Origin of the sequence: Streptomyces odontotermitis, assembly GCF_050510915.1 — a bacterium.
Classification (GTDB): domain Bacteria; phylum Actinomycetota; class Actinomycetes; order Streptomycetales; family Streptomycetaceae; genus Streptomyces.
Genome location: NZ_JBNJLS010000006.1, coordinates 277929 through 295634, shown reverse-complemented (window position 1 = coordinate 295634; position 17706 = coordinate 277929). Strand labels below are relative to the sequence as shown.

The 17706-nt window shown below is 72.7% G+C and carries 15 protein-coding genes and 1 pseudogene; 8 read left to right on the top strand and 8 right to left on the bottom strand.

Annotation, left to right across the window (positions count from 1 at the left end):
- Window position 1: 1 nt before the first annotated feature.
- On the bottom strand, window positions 2-334 hold the full coding sequence (locus ACQB60_RS20045; RefSeq protein WP_496927379.1) for a hypothetical protein: 333 nt from the start codon (window positions 332-334) through the stop codon (window positions 2-4).
- Between the two features lie 96 nt (window positions 335-430).
- Window positions 431-1234 carry an alpha/beta fold hydrolase gene (locus tag ACQB60_RS20040; RefSeq protein ID WP_496927378.1) on the bottom strand — a complete coding sequence of 268 codons (804 nt, stop codon included), beginning with the start codon at window positions 1232-1234 and terminating at the stop codon, window positions 431-433.
- A gap of 178 nt (window positions 1235-1412) precedes the next feature.
- Between ACQB60_RS20040 and ACQB60_RS20035 the strand changes: the two genes are divergently transcribed.
- From ACQB60_RS20035 to ACQB60_RS20005, 7 genes and pseudogenes are all read left to right on the top strand, one after another.
- The gene (locus ACQB60_RS20035; RefSeq protein ID WP_496927377.1) at window positions 1413-2390 is read left to right on the top strand and encodes a LysR family transcriptional regulator; all 978 of its coding nucleotides are present in this window, start codon (window positions 1413-1415) and stop codon (window positions 2388-2390) included.
- A gap of 449 nt (window positions 2391-2839) precedes the next feature.
- On the top strand, window positions 2840-3961 hold the full coding sequence (locus ACQB60_RS20030) for a zinc-dependent alcohol dehydrogenase (protein WP_496927376.1): 1122 nt from the start codon (window positions 2840-2842) through the stop codon (window positions 3959-3961).
- Entirely contained in the window at window positions 3958-5202 is a 1245-nt protein-coding gene (locus ACQB60_RS20025; RefSeq protein ID WP_496927375.1) for an MFS transporter, read from the top strand. Before ACQB60_RS20030 ends, ACQB60_RS20025 begins: the two co-directional genes overlap by 4 nt.
- A 13-nt stretch (window positions 5203-5215) precedes the next feature.
- Window positions 5216-6529, top strand: coding sequence for an amylo-alpha-1,6-glucosidase (locus ACQB60_RS20020; RefSeq protein WP_496927374.1), 1314 nt, complete (start codon window positions 5216-5218; stop codon window positions 6527-6529).
- Between the two features lies 1 nt (window position 6530).
- Entirely contained in the window at window positions 6531-7502 is a 972-nt protein-coding gene (locus ACQB60_RS20015; RefSeq protein WP_496927373.1) for a Gfo/Idh/MocA family protein, read from the top strand.
- A gap of 40 nt (window positions 7503-7542) precedes the next feature.
- A pseudogene (locus ACQB60_RS20010) lies at window positions 7543-9303 on the top strand (sugar phosphate nucleotidyltransferase); the annotation flags it as partial.
- 1048 nt (window positions 9304-10351) lie between these two features.
- On the top strand, window positions 10352-11041 hold the full coding sequence (locus ACQB60_RS20005) for an HAD family hydrolase (protein WP_496927372.1): 690 nt from the start codon (window positions 10352-10354) through the stop codon (window positions 11039-11041).
- Here the strand turns inward: ACQB60_RS20005 and ACQB60_RS20000 are convergent.
- The 4 genes from ACQB60_RS20000 to ACQB60_RS19985 all read right to left on the bottom strand — a co-directional run bounded on the left by ACQB60_RS20000 (window position 11031) and on the right by ACQB60_RS19985 (window position 13195).
- Window positions 11031-11762, bottom strand: a complete 732-nt coding sequence (locus ACQB60_RS20000) for a GntR family transcriptional regulator (protein WP_384840992.1) — start codon at window positions 11760-11762, stop codon at window positions 11031-11033. The two genes, ACQB60_RS20005 and ACQB60_RS20000, sit on opposite strands and share 11 nt — an antisense overlap.
- Window positions 11763-11942: 180 nt before the next feature.
- Window positions 11943-12182, bottom strand: coding sequence for a DNA glycosylase AlkZ-like family protein (locus tag ACQB60_RS19995; RefSeq protein ID WP_496927371.1), 240 nt, complete (start codon window positions 12180-12182; stop codon window positions 11943-11945).
- Window positions 12068-12367, bottom strand: a complete 300-nt coding sequence (locus tag ACQB60_RS19990) for a DNA glycosylase AlkZ-like family protein (protein WP_496927370.1) — start codon at window positions 12365-12367, stop codon at window positions 12068-12070. The genes ACQB60_RS19995 and ACQB60_RS19990 overlap by 115 nt, the downstream gene beginning before the upstream one ends.
- A gap of 228 nt (window positions 12368-12595) precedes the next feature.
- A complete protein-coding gene (locus ACQB60_RS19985; protein ID WP_496927369.1) occupies window positions 12596-13195 on the bottom strand; it encodes a TetR/AcrR family transcriptional regulator in 600 nt (199 codons plus the stop codon).
- Window positions 13196-13419: 224 nt separating this feature from the next.
- Between ACQB60_RS19985 and ACQB60_RS19980 the strand changes: the two genes are divergently transcribed.
- Complete coding sequence (locus tag ACQB60_RS19980) at window positions 13420-14151, top strand: NADPH-dependent F420 reductase (protein WP_496927368.1); 732 nt, start codon at window positions 13420-13422, stop codon at window positions 14149-14151.
- 48 nt (window positions 14152-14199) lie between these two features.
- On the opposite strand, the gene ACQB60_RS19975 is transcribed toward ACQB60_RS19980, so the two are convergent.
- Both ACQB60_RS19975 and ACQB60_RS19970 read right to left on the bottom strand, forming a co-directional pair.
- Window positions 14200-14637 carry an STAS domain-containing protein gene (locus ACQB60_RS19975; protein WP_496927367.1) on the bottom strand — a complete coding sequence of 146 codons (438 nt, stop codon included), beginning with the start codon at window positions 14635-14637 and terminating at the stop codon, window positions 14200-14202.
- A 266-nt stretch (window positions 14638-14903) separates the two neighbouring features.
- Window positions 14904-17645: an AAA family ATPase gene (locus tag ACQB60_RS19970; protein WP_496927366.1), complete on the bottom strand. Its 2742-nt coding sequence runs from the start codon at window positions 17643-17645 to the stop codon at window positions 14904-14906.
- Between the last annotated feature and the right edge of the window lie 61 nt (window positions 17646-17706).

Here is a 17706-nt window from a genome sequence, read left to right as displayed (position 1 = left end):
CTCAGACGGTTGCGGTGGTGCGGGACGGGGTGATCCGGTTGCGCATCCAGGAACCGGCCGCGACGGCGGGCCAGAGCCAGGAGGCGGCGTTGCGGACGGCGACTCCGGCGCGGGTCGCGGGGACCATGAGCGCGGCGGCCGTCGTGACATCGCCCTGCCGGGGGTCGACCAGGGTGCGGTGCGCGGCCTCGTAGCGGGCGAAGGCCGTGTGCCGGTCGGCGGGCGTGGCGGCCGGCTCCTCGGCGAGGGTGCGGGCACCCGCCGTGGCCAGGGTGGAGCCGTCGCCGGACAGGGCCGTCACCTGGGTGGCGGCCTCCCGCAGCCGGGGCAGCACGCCCGTCTGCTCGGCGACCTGATCGACGCCGGTCGCGCCGAGTCGGGCCTTCCCGGGGAAGGCTGAGCGGCTTTCCCGGCCGCCCCCCGCACCCCCTCAAACCCCCGCCGACGCCATCCGCCCGACCGCCGCGCGCAGCACCGCGTTGAACTCCGCCGGGAGTTCCTGGTGCGGCATGTGTCCGGCGCCCTCGATGACCTGGAGTTCGCCCTGGGGGGCGAGCGCGGCCAGGGTGCGGGAGACCGCGACGGGGATCGCGTCGAGCGGCCCGTGCACGAAGAGCGCGGGGACGGCGAGGTGCGGGAGGGTCTCGCACAGGTCGCGCGGCGGGGTGTCGCCGATGATCTCGCGGAACAGGTCGTCGATGGCCGTGCCCGAGGCGAGCACCTGCTCGATCGTCGCGTCGACCGTCTCCCGCTCGGCAGCGGGCCCGAACCACGTGGGCACCCACTCCGCGACGGTCGCCGCGCGGTCCGACGCGAACCCGTCGAGCAGGCCGCGGATCACCTCGGTCATGCCCTCGCGCGCCCAGTGGCCGGGGCCGTCGACCGACACCACTGCCAGGACCCGTTGCGGCGCCGCGAGCGCGGCCTCCAGGGCGAAGGTCGCGCCCATCGAACTGCCCACCAGGACGGGGCGGTTGAGGCCGAGCATGTCGATGAGGGCGAGGATGTCGGCGGTGTTGCCCGCGGTCGTGTTGCCCTCGGCCGGGTGTGCCGAGCGGCCGCAGCCGCGCCAGTCCATCGTGACCACACGGTGGTCCCGGCCCAGATCCGCCACCTGCGCCTCCCACACGCGGCCGCTGGTGCCCCAGCCGTGCAGGAAGAGCAGCGCCTGGCCGGTGTCGGCCCCCTGGTCCTCGTAGTAGATGTCGGTTCCGTCGAGCTGCGCGTACGGCATGTCCGGCTGTCCCCTTCACGTGGTCGCGGTGGCTGCGGCTTTCGTGATCACTGCTGTGACCTGGGGACAGTTCACCGCGCCAACCACCCGCCACCAATGAGCACTTCGCTCTTACACTCATCAAGAACCGTGATCAATCACGGCCATGAGTCGCCCAGGTCGCCGGGGAGATGCCTTCGTGGAGCTGCGGCAAGCGCACTACTTCCTCGCCGTCGCCGAGGAGTTGCACTTCGGGCGGGCCGCCGAGCGGCTGCGGATCGTGCAGCCGACGGTCAGCCAGCAGATCCGGCGCCTGGAGCGGGAGGTGGGGCTCGACCTGTTCGAGCGCACCACCCGCAGCGTCCGGCTGACGCCTGCGGGCGAGGTCTTCCTGCCGCACGCACGCGCTCTGGTGGAGGCCGAGCGCGCGGGGCTCGCCGCGATGGCGGCCCTGCGGTCCGAGGAGGAGGCCGTGTTGCGCATCGGGACGAACGTCGGGCTGGGCGTGCGGCTCGACCGGCTCCTGGACGACCTGGCCGAGCGCGCGCCGCAGCTCGCCGTGGAGCTGGTCGGCGTCCCGGCCGCCGACCGGTTGCAGAAGGTGCGGGACGGGGAGCTCGACGCCGCCTTCATCCGGGGCCTTGCGCGCAGCCCCGGCCTGGACCTGCTTCCCGTCTGGCGCGATCCGCTGGTCGCGGCCCTGCCCGCGAGCCATCCCCTGGCGGCCGCCGACCGCGTGGCGCTCGCCGACCTGGCCGGCCTTCCGCTGCGCATCGCTCCGCGCGAGGCGAATCCCCATCTGGTCGACCTGATCGTCGGGGCCTGTCGGGAAGCGGGGTTCGAGCCGGTCATGGGGCCGGCCTTCTCCGCCTTCTCCACCGACCAGGACACCCTCGCCTCCATCGGCACGGGCCGGCCGAGCTGGACGGTGTTCTACGCCTCCAAGGCCGAGACCGTCCCCACGCCCCGTACGGCCTTCCGGCCCTTCACCCCTCCGGTACCGACCGCGCAGATGTTCCTGGCCGTCCGGCCTTCGGCACCCGTGCGCCGGCTCGCCGCTCTGCTCGACGCGTGCCGCGCCCAAGACGTACCGGCGGTTACCAGTAAAGGGGCGTCAGTGGCGAGTGCCGTGCGAGACGAGCGGCGCAGCGGGCGCTCGGAGGGGAACCCTTCGTGACGGGGGCTCAGGAGGCGGGAGGCGCACGCGAGGCTCCTGGGCGCGGGAGGAGAGGGCCGGGGGTGCCGCGGGGAGCAGGCGCGCCAGGGGTGTCCGCGGACTCCCGCCGTCCGCAGCGCCGTTGAGGCGGTCCGTCACGCATTCCAGGGATGGTCACGCAGGGTAGCGGAAAGCACTCAAGTCTGTGACTGGACTCACTTTGATCTTGGAAGTGTGGGCCGATCTTTCGCCCTAGAACGTTGATTTATGCCCGTTTTGTTGCCGCTGGCTAGACAGCCGAACATCTGCCAAAGTGTCGTCGCGTCGAAGATCACTTACGACCCAGCCGGCTGGCATCGAGTAGGGGGGCAGCGCCACCAGGCGCCTGCCTGCCGTGACTTGATGCCGCGTCAGCACGCCTGCTGTTACCACCTGTTGTGTTCCTTGGAGAGAGTGTGTACGCGTACCTCATGACGGCACCCGGTGAGATCGTTCGCTCACAGGTGCCCGACCTGAAATGCCAGTCGGATGAGGTGCTGTTGGAGACCGAAGCCGTCTCCATATGCTCCACCGACGTCTCGTACTTCAGGGGACATCTGTTTCCGGACGCCTGGCCGATCATTCCGGGACACGAGTACGTCGGCCGGGTGCTCGAGGTCGGCTCGCGCCTGAAGGGGCTCGTGGAGCCCGGTCAGCGCATCGGTTACTGGGGACAGACCGACTTCGGCGGGATGGCCGAGTACCGCGCCCTGCGGCCGCTCTTCCCGGGCCAGCTCGGCATGGAGACGAACTTCTACACCGAGCGGAACTTCTACGACGCCAACCAGGCCGCCGCGGTCATCCTCCCTGACTCGATCCCCTCCGACCTGGCGACGATCGTCGAGCCGCTCACCTCGGTGCTGCGCTCGCTGCTGATGAACCCGCCCAAGCCCGGCGACCACTGCGTGGTCCTCGGCGCCGGACCCAGCGCCCTGCTGGCCGTACAGGTGCTCGACCGCCACCTGGGCGCGGGCTCGGTCACCGTCATCGACCGCAACGACCAGCGCATGCGCCTGGCCCAACAGCACGGCGCCGCACGGGCGTTCAACGCGGAGAGCCAGGCCGAGGAGCTCGACACCTTCGTGCACGAGCACCACGACCAGTACGCGGACTACGTCTTCGACGCCCTGCCGCACATCGACGCCCCCGAGCACGGCGGCAAGGACATCCGCGAGCTGGCGATGGGCCTGCTGCGGCCGGGCGGCACGTACGTCCTGTACGGCGCCTCGATGACGCCGCAGCGCTTCAACACCTGGATGATCCTCGCCAAGGGGCTGCGCCTGCGCTCCACCCCCTTCGACGTCCGCGAGTTCCCCATGACGCGGTCGGCCCATGTGGCCTCCGTGGCCCTGCGGTTGATCGAGACGGGCCTCGTGGACGCGCGTCCCCTGGTCACCACCCGCGTGGGCCTCGGTGACGAGGCGGGCGTGCGCCAGGGCTTCACCGACTACGGCAACGGCGCCTCGATGAAGACGTCGATGCTCAGCGAGAGCGTGCTCCTCGACTACCTGGAGCGCGAGGCCGGCGTGGACGAGATCGGGGTCCCCGCTTGACCTCCGAGGTCGCGGACTTCCGCCGGGGGCCGGTGACCCGCATGGCCTATGCGGGTCTGGCCGTCTACGCCTTCGCCCTGTACCTGCAGGGCCCGCTCCTGCCGCTGCTGCGCGAGGACCTGGACTTCTCGTACGCGATGATGAGCACGCACTCCACGGTCTTCGCCGCGGGCGGCGTGCTGGTCAACGTGGCGTTCGAGCGCGTCCGGCGGCGGATCGGCTACCGCTCGGCCTTCTGGCTGTCCATCAGCGCGGTGGCGCTGGGGGCCGTGCTCATGGCGGTCGGCCCCGTGGTCGCGGTCACGCTCGCGGCCGCGGCCCTCATGGGGGTCAGCGGCGCGCTGCTGCAGACGGTGACGCTGTCGGTCCTGGCCGAGCACCACGGGCCGCTGCGCGAGCGGGCGTTGGTGGAGGCGAACGCCGCGGCCAGTGCCGCGGCGCTCGCCGCCCCGCTGGCCATCGGCGCGATGGAGATGCTGGGCGCGGACTGGCAGACGACGCTGTTCGTCCCGCTGGCCGCGTTCCTCGTGGTGTACGGGGTGTTCCGGCGCGAGCCGTTCCTGTCCGGACGCACGGAAGTCCCCGCCGGTGCCCCGGGGGACGCCGCCGCACCACGGAAGGACCACACCGCGCGGCTGCCAGGGCGGTTCTGGCTGGCGGGCGTTCTGTGCAGTGTCGTGGTGGGACTGGAGTTCTGCCTGGTGCTGTACGGATCGCCGCACCTGACCACCGGAGTCGGCATGTCGTCGGGCGCGGCGGGCACCGCCCTGAGCCTCTTCTACGGCGGCACGCTCGTGGGGCGTCTGGCCGGGAGCAGGCTGTCGGGCCGTCAGGGCGGGGCGTCCGCCCTTACCGGGTTCGCGCTGGCGCTGACCGCGGTGAGCTTCACGGTCTTGTGGGCGGCCAACTCCCCCTCCCTCGCCCTCCCTTCGCTCTTCTTCGCCGGACTCGGCGTGGCGAACCTCTTCCCGCTGACCCTGTCCATGGCCGTCGCCACGGCACCCGACCACGCGGCGCGGGCCACGGCCCGGGTCCAGCTCATGGTGTCCGCGGCGATCATGGTGGCGCCGTTCCTGCTGGGCGCGCTGTCCGACCGTGTGGGCGTGGAGCGCGCGTTCACGGTCGCCGCGGTGCTCATCGTGGCCGCCGCCGTCCTTCTCGCCGTGACCAGGTTCGCGCGGACCGAACAGGCCGTCGCCGAGCCCTCGCGGGCGCAGCCCGCCCCCTCCATGGAGTCTTGACCGAATGAATGTGATGACCGCGAGGCTGGCCGCGCAGGAGGCGGCCGCCACGCTCCGGGCCAACCACCGCAGCGGATTCTCCGCCGGTGCGGGACGCCCGTACTACTACACCTGTCCTTCGCCCGCGACCTATCCCTTCCAGTGGGCCTGGGACAGCAGTTACCACGCGATCGCCCTCACCCACCTGGATCCGGTGCGCGCCCAGCGGGAGCTCTCCTCACTGGTGTCGGCCGTCACCACCACGGGATTCCTGCCCCACATGATGCTGTGGCAGGACGACCTGCGCCCGCAGGCGACGCGGGAGTTCCGTATCGACGTGTGGGAGGAGTGGCGCTCGGTCACCATCGCTCCCCCGGTGCTCGCGCGGGCCGTCGAGCGGGTCTACGAGGCCACGGGCGACGACGTCTGGCTCCGCGAGGTCCTGCCGCCCGCCCTGCGCTTCTTCACCTGGCTGCACGAGCACCGCACCAGCCCGTCGACGGGTCTCCTGGAGATCTACCAGCCCGACGAGTCGGGTCTGGACATGAGCCCCAAGTACGACCGGGCACTCGGAATTGACGGTGTGTCACCGGACGGTGTCGCGGCGGCCTGGCACGGTGCCATGCGCGCACTGATCGACGGCTATGCGGGCGGGCGGCATCCGGAGAGCCCGCTGCGCCAGGCGCGGACGTTCGTGTGGAACGACGTCCTCGTCAACTCCATCTACGCCGACGGACTGGCCGCACTGGCCCGCCTCGCGCAGCACGCGGGGCTGCCCGCCGAGGCGTCGGCCGGTCTGCTGCGCCGCTCCGAGGACGTCTGCCACGCGCTCGTCGAGCACTGCTGGGACGAGGAGGCCGGAGCCTTCTTCGACCTCGACCTGGTGGCCGGGGAGCGGGTGCGGTCGCTCACCGCGAGCTGTCTGTTCCCGATCATCAACGACTTCGTTCCGGACGACATCGCCAAGCGGATCATCGAGGAACACCTGCTCAATGAGCGGGAGTTCTGGCACCGCTACCCGGTCTCCAGCGTGGCCGCGACGGAGCCCGCCTTCGACGCCGTCTTCGCCACCGAGGCGATCTTCCGCGGGTCGAGCTGGATGAATCTGAACTGGTATCTGCACGGCGGGCTGCGCAAGCGCGGCTACGCGGACCAGGCGCGTGAACTCGCCCTGCGCAGCGCCGAATGCGCGGCGCACGCGGGACTGCGGGAGTGCTACGGACCCCACGACGCGGACGGGCACGGAGCCGAGTCCTTCGGGTGGAGCTCCCTCGTTCTCGATCTCCTGGCCGCCGAAGGCGTACCGCTGCTCGGAGTCGACGGCAAGCAACTCTCTTTGGAGGACTGACATGGCCAACTGGGGATTTCTCGGGGCCGGTTCGATCGCCCAGTCGAGTCTGGGCCCGGCGGTGCACGCCGCGCAGGGCGCGACGCTGCACGCGGTCGCCGCGCGCGACGAGCGGCGGGCCCGCCTGCTCAAACCGGCGAAGACGTACGAGAGTTATCCGGATCTGCTGGCCGACCCGGACGTCGACATCGTGTACGTGGCCCTGCACAACTCCGCCCATCGGCTGTGGGTGGAGGAGGCGCTGGCCGCGGGCAAGCACGTGCTGTGCGAGAAGCCGCTGGGGCTCTCCGCCACCGAGGTCGACTCCATGATCCAGGCGGCGCACAAGGCGGACCGGATGCTGGTCGAGGCGGCCTGGAACCGCTGGCATCCGCGCACCCGGGACATGGAGGCGCTCCTGGAGACGCGTGAGGTCGGCACGGTCGAACACGTCGCGGCCGACTTCCACGGCATCGCCCCCGACGCCGGCAACTACCGCCGCGAGCACGCACTGGGCGGCGGCGCGCTCTACGACGTGGGCTTCTACGCGGTCTCCCTGGCGCTCGCCGCCTTCGACTGGCAGGTCCCGCAGGTGCGCCGGGTCCAGCACCAGCGCTGGTCGGCGACGTCCGCGGACTCCGCCATCGCCATGACGCTCGGGTTTCCCGGCGGGGGCACCGCCGACATCGCCTGCTCCCTGCTCGGCGACCTCAAGGAGGAGTTCACCCTCCGGGGCAGCGAGGGGACCGTGCGTCTGTCCGACCCCGCCTACACCGCGGGCGCCAAGCCGTGCGAGCTGGAACTCGCGCGGGCGAACGGCCCCGTGGACGTCTCGCCCTACCCCGCCACCGATCCGTACCAGTTGATGGTCGAGAACATCGACCGCGCTCTTTCCGGCAGGACCTCCTATGTCGTCCCCATCGAACAGTCCCTCCTTATCGCCCAGGTCATCGACGCGGCCCTGAAGGTCATGGGGACTCCCCCGGCGAAGTGACCGACCTTCTTTGGCTGATGTGAGAAAGGCTGCTGCTGCGATGAAAGCTGTTGTGATGGCGGGCGGTGAGGGCTCCCGCCTTCGCCCCATGACCTGTGACCTTCCCAAGCCCCTCCTGCCGATGGCGGGGCGCCCGATCATGGAGCACGTGCTGCGGCTGCTGGCCCGGCACGGGCTCGACGACACAGTGATCACTGTGCAGTTCCTCGCCCATCTGATCACCACGCGGTTCGGCGACGGCGACGACCTCGGCATGCGCCTGCAGTACGCGCACGAGACGACCCCGCTCGGCACGGCGGGCAGCGTCCTGAACGCCCGGGCCGAACTGCACGACGACGCCTTCGTCGTCATCTCCGGCGACGCGCTCACCGACATCGACCTGAGCGAGCTCATCGCGTTCCACCGCGCCAAGGGCGCCCTGGCCACCGTCTGTCTGACGCGGGTGCCCGATCCGCTGGAGTTCGGCATCACGGTGGTCGACGACGACGGCCGCGTCGAGCGCTTCCTGGAGAAGCCGACCTGGGGCCAGGTCTTCACCGACACCGTCAACACCGGCATCTACGTGATGGAACCCGAGATCTTCGACTACGTCCCCACGGACGGCCCGGCCGACTGGGCCAAGGACGTCTTCCCCCGCCTGCTCGCCGAGGGACGGCCCGTGTACGGCTACGTGGCCGAGGGCTACTGGGAGGACGTGGGCACCCACGACAGCTACGTCACGGCGCACGAGGACCTCCTCGACGGCAGGGTCCGCCTCGACCTCGGCGGATTCGAGCGGGCGCCGGGGATCCGGGTGCACCCGACGGCCCAGGTCCACCCGGACGCGGAGCTCCGGGCGCCGTGCTACATCGGCGAGAACGCGAGCGTCGAGGCGGGCGCCGTCGTCGGCGCGCACTCCGTCATCGGCCCCGGCACCGTGGTGGCGGCGCGGGCGGTCACCGAGCGGGCGATCGTGCACGGCGGGGTCTACCTCGGCCCGTCCGCCCGGCTGCGCGGCTGTGTGGTGGGAGAGCGGACCCGGGTGCTCGGCGGAGCCCAGATCGCCGAGGGCGCGGTCGTCGGAGCGGGCTGCACGGTCGGCGAACAGGCCGTCGTCGGGGGCGGCGTCCGCGTCTACCCGGAGAAGGTCATCGAGCCGAGGTCCGCCGTCAACTCCTCGCTGATCTGGGGCTCGCGCCAGCAGGCCAGCCTCTTCGGCGCCGACGGCATCGCGGGCGTCCTCAACGTCGAGATGACCGCCGACCTGATGGTCCGGCTCGCCGGCACGTATGCCGCGACCCTGCCCCAAGGCGCCCGCGTCACGGTTGCCCGCGACAGCTCCCCCGGCGCCCGGGCGCTGGCCCGCGCGTTCACGGCGACCCTGCAGTGCAACGCGGTCGACGTCCTCGACATCGAGAACGTCCCGCTGCCCGTGGCCCGCCAACAGACGTCCCGGCACAGCTCCGGCGGCGTGGTGGTCCACGCCGTACAGGGGGCGCCGGACCGGGTCCGCGTGCTGTTCCTGGACGAGCACGGATGCGAGCTGTCCCCGGCGGCCCGGCGCGCGCTCGACCGCGTCTACGCACGCCAGGAGTACCGCTCCGACCCGCACGCCGTCGGCAGCCTGCACAGCCCCGGCGGGGTCACCGACGCCTACGTGAGCACGCTGCTGGCGGGTGTGGACACCGCGGGTGTCGCCGGGGCCGGGCTGAAGGTCGTGGTGGACGCGGCGCACGACAGCGTGGCGGCGCTGCTGCCGGGGCTGCTCGGCTCCGTGGGCATCGAGTCGCTGGTCCTCAACTCCGGTCAGCAGGAGGCGCGTTCGGGTGGCGCGGAGGATGAGGGCGGCGCGGAGGATGACGGCGCCGCGGGTGGCGCAGGCAGCGCCGAGGGCAGGGGGCACGACCTCGGCTGGAACGCCCTGCGGGACATGGTGACCGCGGCCGGGGCCGACTTCGGCGTACGGATCGACGCGGCGGGCGAACGCCTCGACGTCATCGACGAGTTGGGACGCCCCGTCGCCGAGGACCGGCTGCCGCTGGTCTTCCTCGACCTCCTCACCGCGGCGGAGCCCGGCGGGCTCATCGCGCTTCCGGCGACCTACTCGCGCGGCGCCGAGCGCCTGGCCGCCGCCCGCGGCACCGAGGTGCGCCGGACCACCGACTCGGCGTACGCCCTCAGCCGCAGCGCGCGGGAGGAGAGCGTGCGGTGGGCCGCCGACGGGCGCGGCGGGTTCGTGCTGCCCGCCGTCTCCCCCACCTTCGACGCCCTCGCCGCGCTGGTGCACCTGGCCGGCCTCCTTGCGCGCTCGCGGGAGCCGCTGAGCGCGGTCGTCGACCGTGCGCCCCGCCCCCACGTGCTGCACCACACCGTGCCCACGCCCTGGCAGGCGAAGGGCTCTCTCATGCGCACCCTGGCGGAGGCGCTGCCCGCGGCCGACGGCACCCGGGACACCTCCGTCACGGAGGGCGTGCGGATCGTGGAGAGCGAGACCCGCTGGGTCATGGTCGTGCCCGACCCGGCCGAACCGGTCACCCACCTCTGGGCGGAGGGCGCCGACCACACCGAGGCGCAGGCGGTCCTCGACCGGTGGACGGCCCACGTACGGAAGGCGCTGCAGACTCCGCCCCCGGCCGCCCCTCGCCCCGACCCCGCCCAGCCGAAGGGGTCCCGGTCCACCGTCCGGTCCACCGCCCGGGACTGGATCTTCACGCAGCCGCAGTCGCGGCCGCAGCAGCCGCGCAGCGAGGAGGGGCCGCAGATCAGCGACGTCACCGTGCACTGAGCCGTGCACCGGGGGCGCCGGCGAGGCGCCGCGCACCCCCCCCTGCCCCACCCGCGTCCAAGGAACCCACGTCCAAGGAGTCACCGTGTCCGTCGTGCCCACCCCCCACCCCGTGGCGACGAAAGTCGACGCCGTCGTCTTCGACTGCGACGGCCTCCTGGTCGACACCGAATCGTGCTGGACGCGCGCCGAGAAGGCGCTCTTCGAACAGCACGGGCTCGCCTTCGGCCTGGACGAGAAGAAGATGCTCATCGGCCGGACGCCGACGGCCCTGGGCGTCATCCTCGCGCGGCACTTCGGGCGCCCGGGGGACGAAGCGGCCCTGACCGGCGCGCTCCTCGGGCGGGTGCAGCAGGAGGTGGAGCAGGGGGTGGCGACGCTGCCGGGGGCCGTGGACCTGGTCCGCGCCTGTGCCGCGCGGGTGCCCGTCGCGGTGGCAAGCAACAGCCCCCGCCCGCTGCTGCGGCTGACCTTGGAGTCCACCGGGCTTGCGGAGCTGCTGCCGGTGACGGTGTCCGTCGACGACGTGGCCGAGCCCAAGCCCGCGCCCGACATCTATCTGGCCGCGTGCGCCGCCGTGGGGGCGGTGCCCGATCGCTCGGTGGCGTTCGAGGACTCGCACACGGGCCTCGCCTCGGCCCAGGCGGCAGGGCTCTCGCCGGTCTTCGTCCCGTCGCTGCCGGACGGGGTCGGGGACACGGGCGGCGCCTGGCACCTGGACTCGCTGACCGAGCCCGCGGTGCACGAGTGGGCCGCCGCCCTGGTCACTGCGTAGGGCCGAGCGCCTCGACGTCGAACGACACGTCCAGTGCGTACCGGCTGCTGACATAGCGGGACTCGGCGAGTTCCAGCGGCTGGTCGTACTGGTCGAGGATGAGCCGCAGTTCGACGAGGAGCGCCGTGCCGGGCGGCACGGCCAGCAGGTCGGCCTCCTCCGCGCCGGCCACATCGGCCTTGATCGACGAGTGGCCGCGGGTGGGGATCTTGCCGAGGTCGTTGAGGGCCTCGTGCATGGAGTGGTTCGCGATGTCGGCCTCGAGCAGCGAGGTCAGGTCCGGCGGGAACACCGCGCTCTCGCGGGCCGTCGGGACGCCGTCGGCCAGGCGTATGCGGCTGATCTCGACGACGTCGACGGGCGGGAGCAGGAACAGCCGGTTCGCCTCGCTGTCCGTGGCGGGGCGCAGCGCCGCCGTGAGCACCTTGGACGAGGGTTCGCGCCCTTGCCGCCGCATCTGCTCACTGAAGCGCACGAGGCTCTCGGTGCGCCGGTGCGGCAGCGACTCGGCGACGAAGGTGCCCCGCCCGGAGACCCGGTAGACAAGGCCCGCCGCGACGAGCCGCTGCACGGCCGACCGCGCGGTCATCCGGCTCACCTTGAACTCGGCGCACAACTCCGCGTCCGACGGCAGCAGATCGTGCGGGCGCAGCCCCGCGATACGGAGACGCAGGGCCTGCTCGATTTGGTAGTACCTGGGCGTGAAGTCGGCTTTCGTCATGCAACCCTCCGACGGTGCGAGCCGCCCCTTGTCCGGCGACCCGCCCATCATGCCGGACCTCGGAGCAGGCCCCTCGCGCCGCTTCAGCCAGGGGGTCTCCGGCGTCCGTGCCAGCGCTCCGCGGGCGCGTTGTCCGGTCGCGATTGCATCGATGGGCCCCTTCTTCCGTAAGCCCCTTCCTCAGGCGGCGAGTTCACGCTCCAGCGGCGTGCGGTAGGCGGGCGTGAAGCGGCGGCCGCCGAGGAAGGCGGTGAGCCGGTCGGCCTCGGCCTCGACGGCGGAACGCGCCTCCCGGCCCGCGTCCGTCAGCAGCCGCCAGGCCAGGGTGCCGTCCTTGCGCTGTGCCCAGCCGCCGACGATGCGGCCCTCCCACCACACGGTCGGACCGATGTTGCCCATCCGGTCGAAGAGCGCGGGCACGAGCCCGCCACGGCCTTACGGGTGTCGGTGAGCGTCCAGCCCGTCCACCACTTCAGGTCCGCGAGGGTGCCGGGCCCGAACGCGGCGAGCCAGTGCCGGACCACTTCGCGCCGCCCCGCGCACGACGCGCCCTTCGGCCGCCAGCACGCACAGCACGTCGGCCGCCACGGTGCGACGCGACTCATAGGGCTTGCCCGGCGAGAGCACGAGCTGCCGCTCCAACCCCGGTACGGCGGCGGCCAGTTCGGCGGTGGTCGCAGCCCGCTCCGCCAGCAGCGCCAGGACGTCGCGCGACACCTTCTCCAGCCACCGCTCCCCCTCCGCCCCCGACAGCTCCAACTGCCGCAGCAGGCCCCCTTTCGTACGGCGGCGTGGGGGTCGGCGAGCCGGGCGGGAGCACTCATGGTCGGGCCTCAGTGATGGAGGGTGTCCGGCAGGGCGGGGTTGGGGGTCAGGATGCGGCGCAGGATGCCTTCCACCTCGGCGCGGCTCGGGGGTTCGCTCGCGGCGACGGCGCGCAGGGACAGCCCGTTGGCGGCCATCACGGCGGCCCGGGCGGTGAGCGGATCGACGTACCGGCACAGGGCGTTGACGCCCAGCTCGATGTACTGGTCGGCGAGCGGGCGCAGTTCCGGGCGGCGCATCGCGGCCACGTACAGCTCGGCCTCGGTGATCTGCTGGCCGCGCGAGGCGGCGTATCCGCCTATGAGGGAATCGGCGAGGAGCACGGTGAGCTGCTCGGGCGTGAGGTGCGGGCGCTGGGCGACCCAGTCGTCCAGGTAGGCGCCGTAGCGGTCGACGGAGCGGCGGAGCGCGGCCTGGATCAGGTCGTCCTTGCTCGCGAAGTGGTACGTGGTCGCCCCGAGCGGGACGCCGGCCTCCTCGGCCACCGCGCGGTGGGTCAGCCCTTCGATGCCGCGTGCGGCGATGATCCGCTCCGCTGCCGCGGTGACCTCCTCGACGCGCTGCTCCGGGGCGTACCGGCGTCGCTTGGCGCCGCGCTCGTCGGTCATGGCCACGTCCCTTCCGGATTCACTTCGACGTCCACTCCGACTGCGTCGACTGCTTCGACGCTCACTGCGACACCTGCATCCTGAACAGATGTATCAATCATCAATATAGCGGAAGCCAGGGAGGATGGTTACGCGTGCCCGTTTTGCGGCGAAATCTAGACATCACTTCAGTACGTGTGTACTAATTGAAACATCCCCCGTCCCCCAACCCCCAGGAGGCAGCCATGACCCCCACCAAGCGCACGAAGATCGCCGTCCTCGGCACCGGCGGCGGTGGCCGAGCCCACGCAGCCAAGCTGGCCGAGCTCGGCCACGAGGTCTTCGTCGGCACCCGCGACGTCGACGCCACGCTGGCCCGCACCGAGCCGGACATGATGGGCAACGCCCCGTACAAGGAGTGGCTCGCCGACCGCCCCGGCGTCACCCTGCTCCCCTTCGGTGAGGCCGCCGCGGCCGCCGACCAGGTCGTCATCAACGGCATCGACGGCCACAACGCGGTGGCGGCCCTGACCGGCATCGCCGACGCCCTGAGCGGCAAGGTCCTGATCGACTACGCGGTCCCCTACGTCTACAACCCCGAGCTCGAGCACCCCTGGCCCACGCCCTGGGGCGTCATGCCGAAGCTCGACCCCTGCGACAGCGACAGCCTCGGGGAGCAGATCCAGCGCTCCCTGCCCGGCGTGCGGGTCGTCAAGTCCTTCGTCACGCAGGAGCAGGAGACCGTCGTCGACCCGCGGGCGGTCGGCGGCGGGGACCACACCATGTTCGTGGCGGGCGAGGACGCCGACGCCAAGAAGGCCGTCACTGAGCTGCTGACGGCGTACGGCTGGAGCGACGTCCTCGACCTCGGCGGCATCGTCGGCTCGCGCGGCATGGAGATGTACGCGGGGATGCACAGCGCGATCGGCTTCGCGCTGGGCTTCGGGACGCCTTTCGGGATCAAGGTCGTGCGCTGACGCGGGGAGCGGCGGCCCGGTCGCGCAACGCCGCACGCGGAGCTCGCCTTACGCGGAGCTCGCCTCGCAGGCGGTGTCGGCATCGCCTGCCGCGTCGGCGCCGGTGCCCGCTCGCCCTCCCCCGGGCCGTCCCAGTGCGTCGCTGACGCTGCCCCTGATCACGAACACGCCCGACAGGCCGGCCAGGCGCAGGATGCGGCGGAAGAACGGCCGGTCGATGACGAGGGTGAGTTCGCCGTCGCGGGCCGCCACGTGGTGGCGTACGCGCATCAGCAGCGACAGGCCGCTGCAGTCCACGAAGGACACCGGGCGCAGGTCGAGGACCAGGCGGGGGTACGGCTCCTGGGCGAGGTGTTCGAGCTGGGGCGACAGCCGGGTGGCGGCGAGGATGTCGAGTTCGCCCCGCACCTCGACCACCAGTGTTTCCTGATCGCCGCGGACTCGCCGGGCCCGGACCCCGAACGCGGTCACTTCTTCCTCGGTCATGGCTTCCCTCTTGCGGCGCTGCGTGGTGCCTGGGGCCGGATGGTGGAGGGTGCCGCGACAGCGAAGAGGGCGAAGGAAGCAGATCTCCCGGGTGGGCGGACGCCACCCACATCACGGTCACATGCGGGTGTCTGTGGCGTGTGCCGAGACCACCGGGGTCCAGGGCGGCGTTGTGGTGGTGCCACAGGCATACCCCGTTGCGGTACGCCGCCAACCAACCTTCCCTGGAACAGAGGAAGTTGGCGTGAAGTGAGCGCCTCACCGCATCAGGGTTCCGAGGCCACGCCCGGAGTGGGCAGCGTCTTCGCGAGGTCCATCCGGGAAGCGATGCCCAGCTTGGTGTAGGCGTGGCTGAGGTGGAACTCGACGGTCTTGACGCTGAGGGCCAGTCTGCGGGCGATCTGGCGGTTCATCAGGCCGGTGCTGGCCAGCTGGGCGACGGTGAGTTCCTGCGGGGTGAGGTCGGCGGGAAGCTGTGCGGAGCGCCCGCAGGAGGCGAGTTCACGCTCGCAGCGGGCGGTGTAGGGGGCCGCCGCCAGGTCGGTGAGGACGTCGAGCGCGGGCAGCAGGTGCTCGGTCGCGGCGGCGCGTTTGCCGGTGCGGCGCAGGAACGCCCCGAAGTCGAGCTGGACTTGGGCCCGCGCGAACGGGTCGGGGACCGCCTGCGCGTGGTCGAGTGCGGCACGGAACACGGCCTCGGCTTCCTGGGGCCGCTGGCGGGCGGCCAGCAGGCAGCCGCGCAGCCGGCCCGCGGCGGCCCGTGCGGAGCGCCTGCCCTGGTGGGCCGAGGGGTCCTCCAAGTCGTCGAGGAGCGCGTCGGCGCGCTCGTGGTCGCCGAGCCCGATCAGCGCCTCCGCCAGGAGGTGGCGCCAGGGCGGCACGGCCGTGGCGCCCCGCAGGGCGAGCAGGGGGCGCAGCGCCTCCACCGCCTGGTCCAGCTCGCCCCGGGCCACGGCGAGATGGGCCTGGGCCCGGGCCACGTGCGCCAGGGCCGATGCGCTGTGGCCGTGTCCGATGCTGTCGCGGGCCGATCGGATGCGGGCGGCCGCCGCCTCCGTCTCGCCGCGCAGGGCCGGCACCAGCGCGGCGTCCGCGTAGGCCATCGGCTCCAGCCAGGCCAGGCCCGCTTCGGTGGCCACCGAGGCGGCCGACTCGAACTGGCTCATCGCCTCGTCCCAGTGTCCGAGCCGGAGTTCGGCCTCGCCGAGCAGCAGGGCCGTCACGGTCCGCTGGGGTGCGGGGCCGCCCCGGCAGATCCGGGCCGCCGCCCGCAGGTCCGCGCGGCTGCCGTCGAGGTCGTCCGCGCGCAGCCGCAGCGCGCTCCGCCCGAGCAGCAGGTCGATGTCCCCGGCCGGCACGAGGACCGGTTCGGGCAGCCGGGCGGCGAGCGCGCCGCCCCGCTCGGCGGCGCCGGTCATCCCCAGCGCGGCCAGCTGGGCGAAGCGCGGCATCCCGCAGCTGAACGGCGCGGGCGGCAGGCCGTCGGCCCGGTCGGCCCACAGCACCGCGTCCTCGGCCCGCCCCTGGGTGAGGCACACATAGGTCAGCCGTTCCGCGATGCGTCGTGCCAGGTCCGGGTCGGTGGCGCTGTCGCAGCGCCGCCAGGCGTCGTCAAGCAGCACCTGGGCCGTGGCGGTCTCGCCCTGGACGAAGGCCAGGTGCCCCTGGGCATAGCGCTGGGCGGCGGAGTGGGGGCCGGCCGGCAGGGTGTGGACCAGTTCGGCGGCCTCCTCCACCCGGCCGTCATTCAGCAGTGCGTCGGCCGCCTCGACGGTGAGCCGCTCCCGCTCCCGGGCGGTCGTGGCGAGACGGGAGGCGTGGCCCGCCAGGGACGCCCCGCTGGACCAGGAGCCGGCCTGGGCCTGCCTGCGGGCGTCGGCCGAGAGGTCGGCGACGAGCGCGGAGTCGGGGTCGCGGGCGGCCAGCATGCGATGCCACGTCCGGCGGAACAGGTCGTCGGTGATCAGTGCCGCTCCGGCATGCAGGGCGGCACGTCGCGCCGGGCCCAGGTGGTGGTAGACGGCGGCCCGGATCAGTGGGTGCGCGAAGACCAGTTCGGGCGGCCCGGCCGTCAGGTGCTCCTCCAACAGCTCCTGTTTGACGGCCTGTTCGACGGCCGCCATCGGGTGGTCGAGGCCGGCCAGACGTGCCGCCTTGTGGAGCGGGCTGCGCGGGCCGAGCACACTGGCCGCCGCGACGAGGTCCTGCGTCGGGTGCGCGCAGTGCGCCAGGCGCCCCAGGACGAGCAGGCCGTAGGAGCGGGGCGCGGGCAGCGGCGCGTCGACGGCGGCCAACAGCTCCGGCGGGACCTGGCGCAGCAGCGCTCTGATGTGGAGGGGGTTGCCCTCGGTGTGGGCGCGCAGCCGGGCGGCGGCGTGCCCGGGCAGGCGGGCGGGCAGGAGCCGGGCGCTCAGCGCCGCGGTCTGCTCGTCGCTCAGCCCGGCGAGCGTGAGGTGCAGGGTCTGGTCGTCCGTGGCCAACCGCCGTAATCCGTCGGGGAGATGGGTGTCGGCGGGGTGCTGCACGGCCAGCAGGGTGAGCACCCGACGGCTGCGCAGTCGGCGCAGCGCGAACGTGAGGGCCTGCAGGGAGGGCAGATCCGCCCAGTGCGCGTCGTCCACGACGACCACGGCGGCGGCGCCGTCGGGGATCTCCTCCAGCAAGGTGAGGAGCCGGGCGCCCGCCCGCCAGGGCTGCTCCTGCGGAGACGGGCCCGCACCTGCCGCGGGTGCGGGCAGGAGTTGGGTGAGGACGCCGTAGGCGAGGGTCGTCTCGCTCTCCTCGCCGCTGGCCTCCGACAGGCGTACGGACTCCGCCGTGCGCAGGAAGCGGCGGATCAGCGCCGTCTTGCCGATGCCCGGGGGACCCTCGACGACGACCAGTTGCGCGCGGCCGCCGCGCGCCGCGCGCAGGCGTTCCCGCAGGGCTTGCAGCTGGTGCTCGCGGCCGCAGAACAGCGGGTCCGTGTCGTCGGTCGGTGGTGCGCTCCGCTGCGGCTTGTCCGGCATGGCGACATCCCCCGTGATGGTCGTCCGTGCGCTTCCTCGCTGCCGTTCCATACGGAGGCGG

Bases quoted from the DNA above. Each gene is read 5' to 3' on its own strand.
- ACQB60_RS20000 (WP_384840992.1), bottom strand. From the start codon at position 11,762: ATGACGAAAGCCGACTTCACGCCCAGGTACTACCAAATCGAGCAGGCC.
- ACQB60_RS19980 (WP_496927368.1), top strand. From the start codon at position 13,420: ATGACCCCCACCAAGCGCACGAAGATCGCCGTCCTCGGCACCGGCGGC.
- ACQB60_RS19990 (WP_496927370.1), bottom strand. From the start codon at position 12,367: ATGAGTCGCGTCGCACCGTGGCGGCCGACGTGCTGTGCGTGCTGGCGG.
- ACQB60_RS19975 (WP_496927367.1), bottom strand. From the start codon at position 14,637: ATGACCGAGGAAGAAGTGACCGCGTTCGGGGTCCGGGCCCGGCGAGTC.
- ACQB60_RS20040 (WP_496927378.1), bottom strand. From the start codon at position 1,234: ATGCCGTACGCGCAGCTCGACGGAACCGACATCTACTACGAGGACCAG.
- ACQB60_RS20020 (WP_496927374.1), top strand. From the start codon at position 5,216: ATGACCGCGAGGCTGGCCGCGCAGGAGGCGGCCGCCACGCTCCGGGCC.
- ACQB60_RS19970 (WP_496927366.1), bottom strand. From the start codon at position 17,645: ATGCCGGACAAGCCGCAGCGGAGCGCACCACCGACCGACGACACGGAC.
- ACQB60_RS20030 (WP_496927376.1), top strand. From the start codon at position 2,840: ATGACGGCACCCGGTGAGATCGTTCGCTCACAGGTGCCCGACCTGAAA.
- ACQB60_RS20015 (WP_496927373.1), top strand. From the start codon at position 6,531: ATGGCCAACTGGGGATTTCTCGGGGCCGGTTCGATCGCCCAGTCGAGT.
- ACQB60_RS19985 (WP_496927369.1), bottom strand. From the start codon at position 13,195: ATGACCGACGAGCGCGGCGCCAAGCGACGCCGGTACGCCCCGGAGCAG.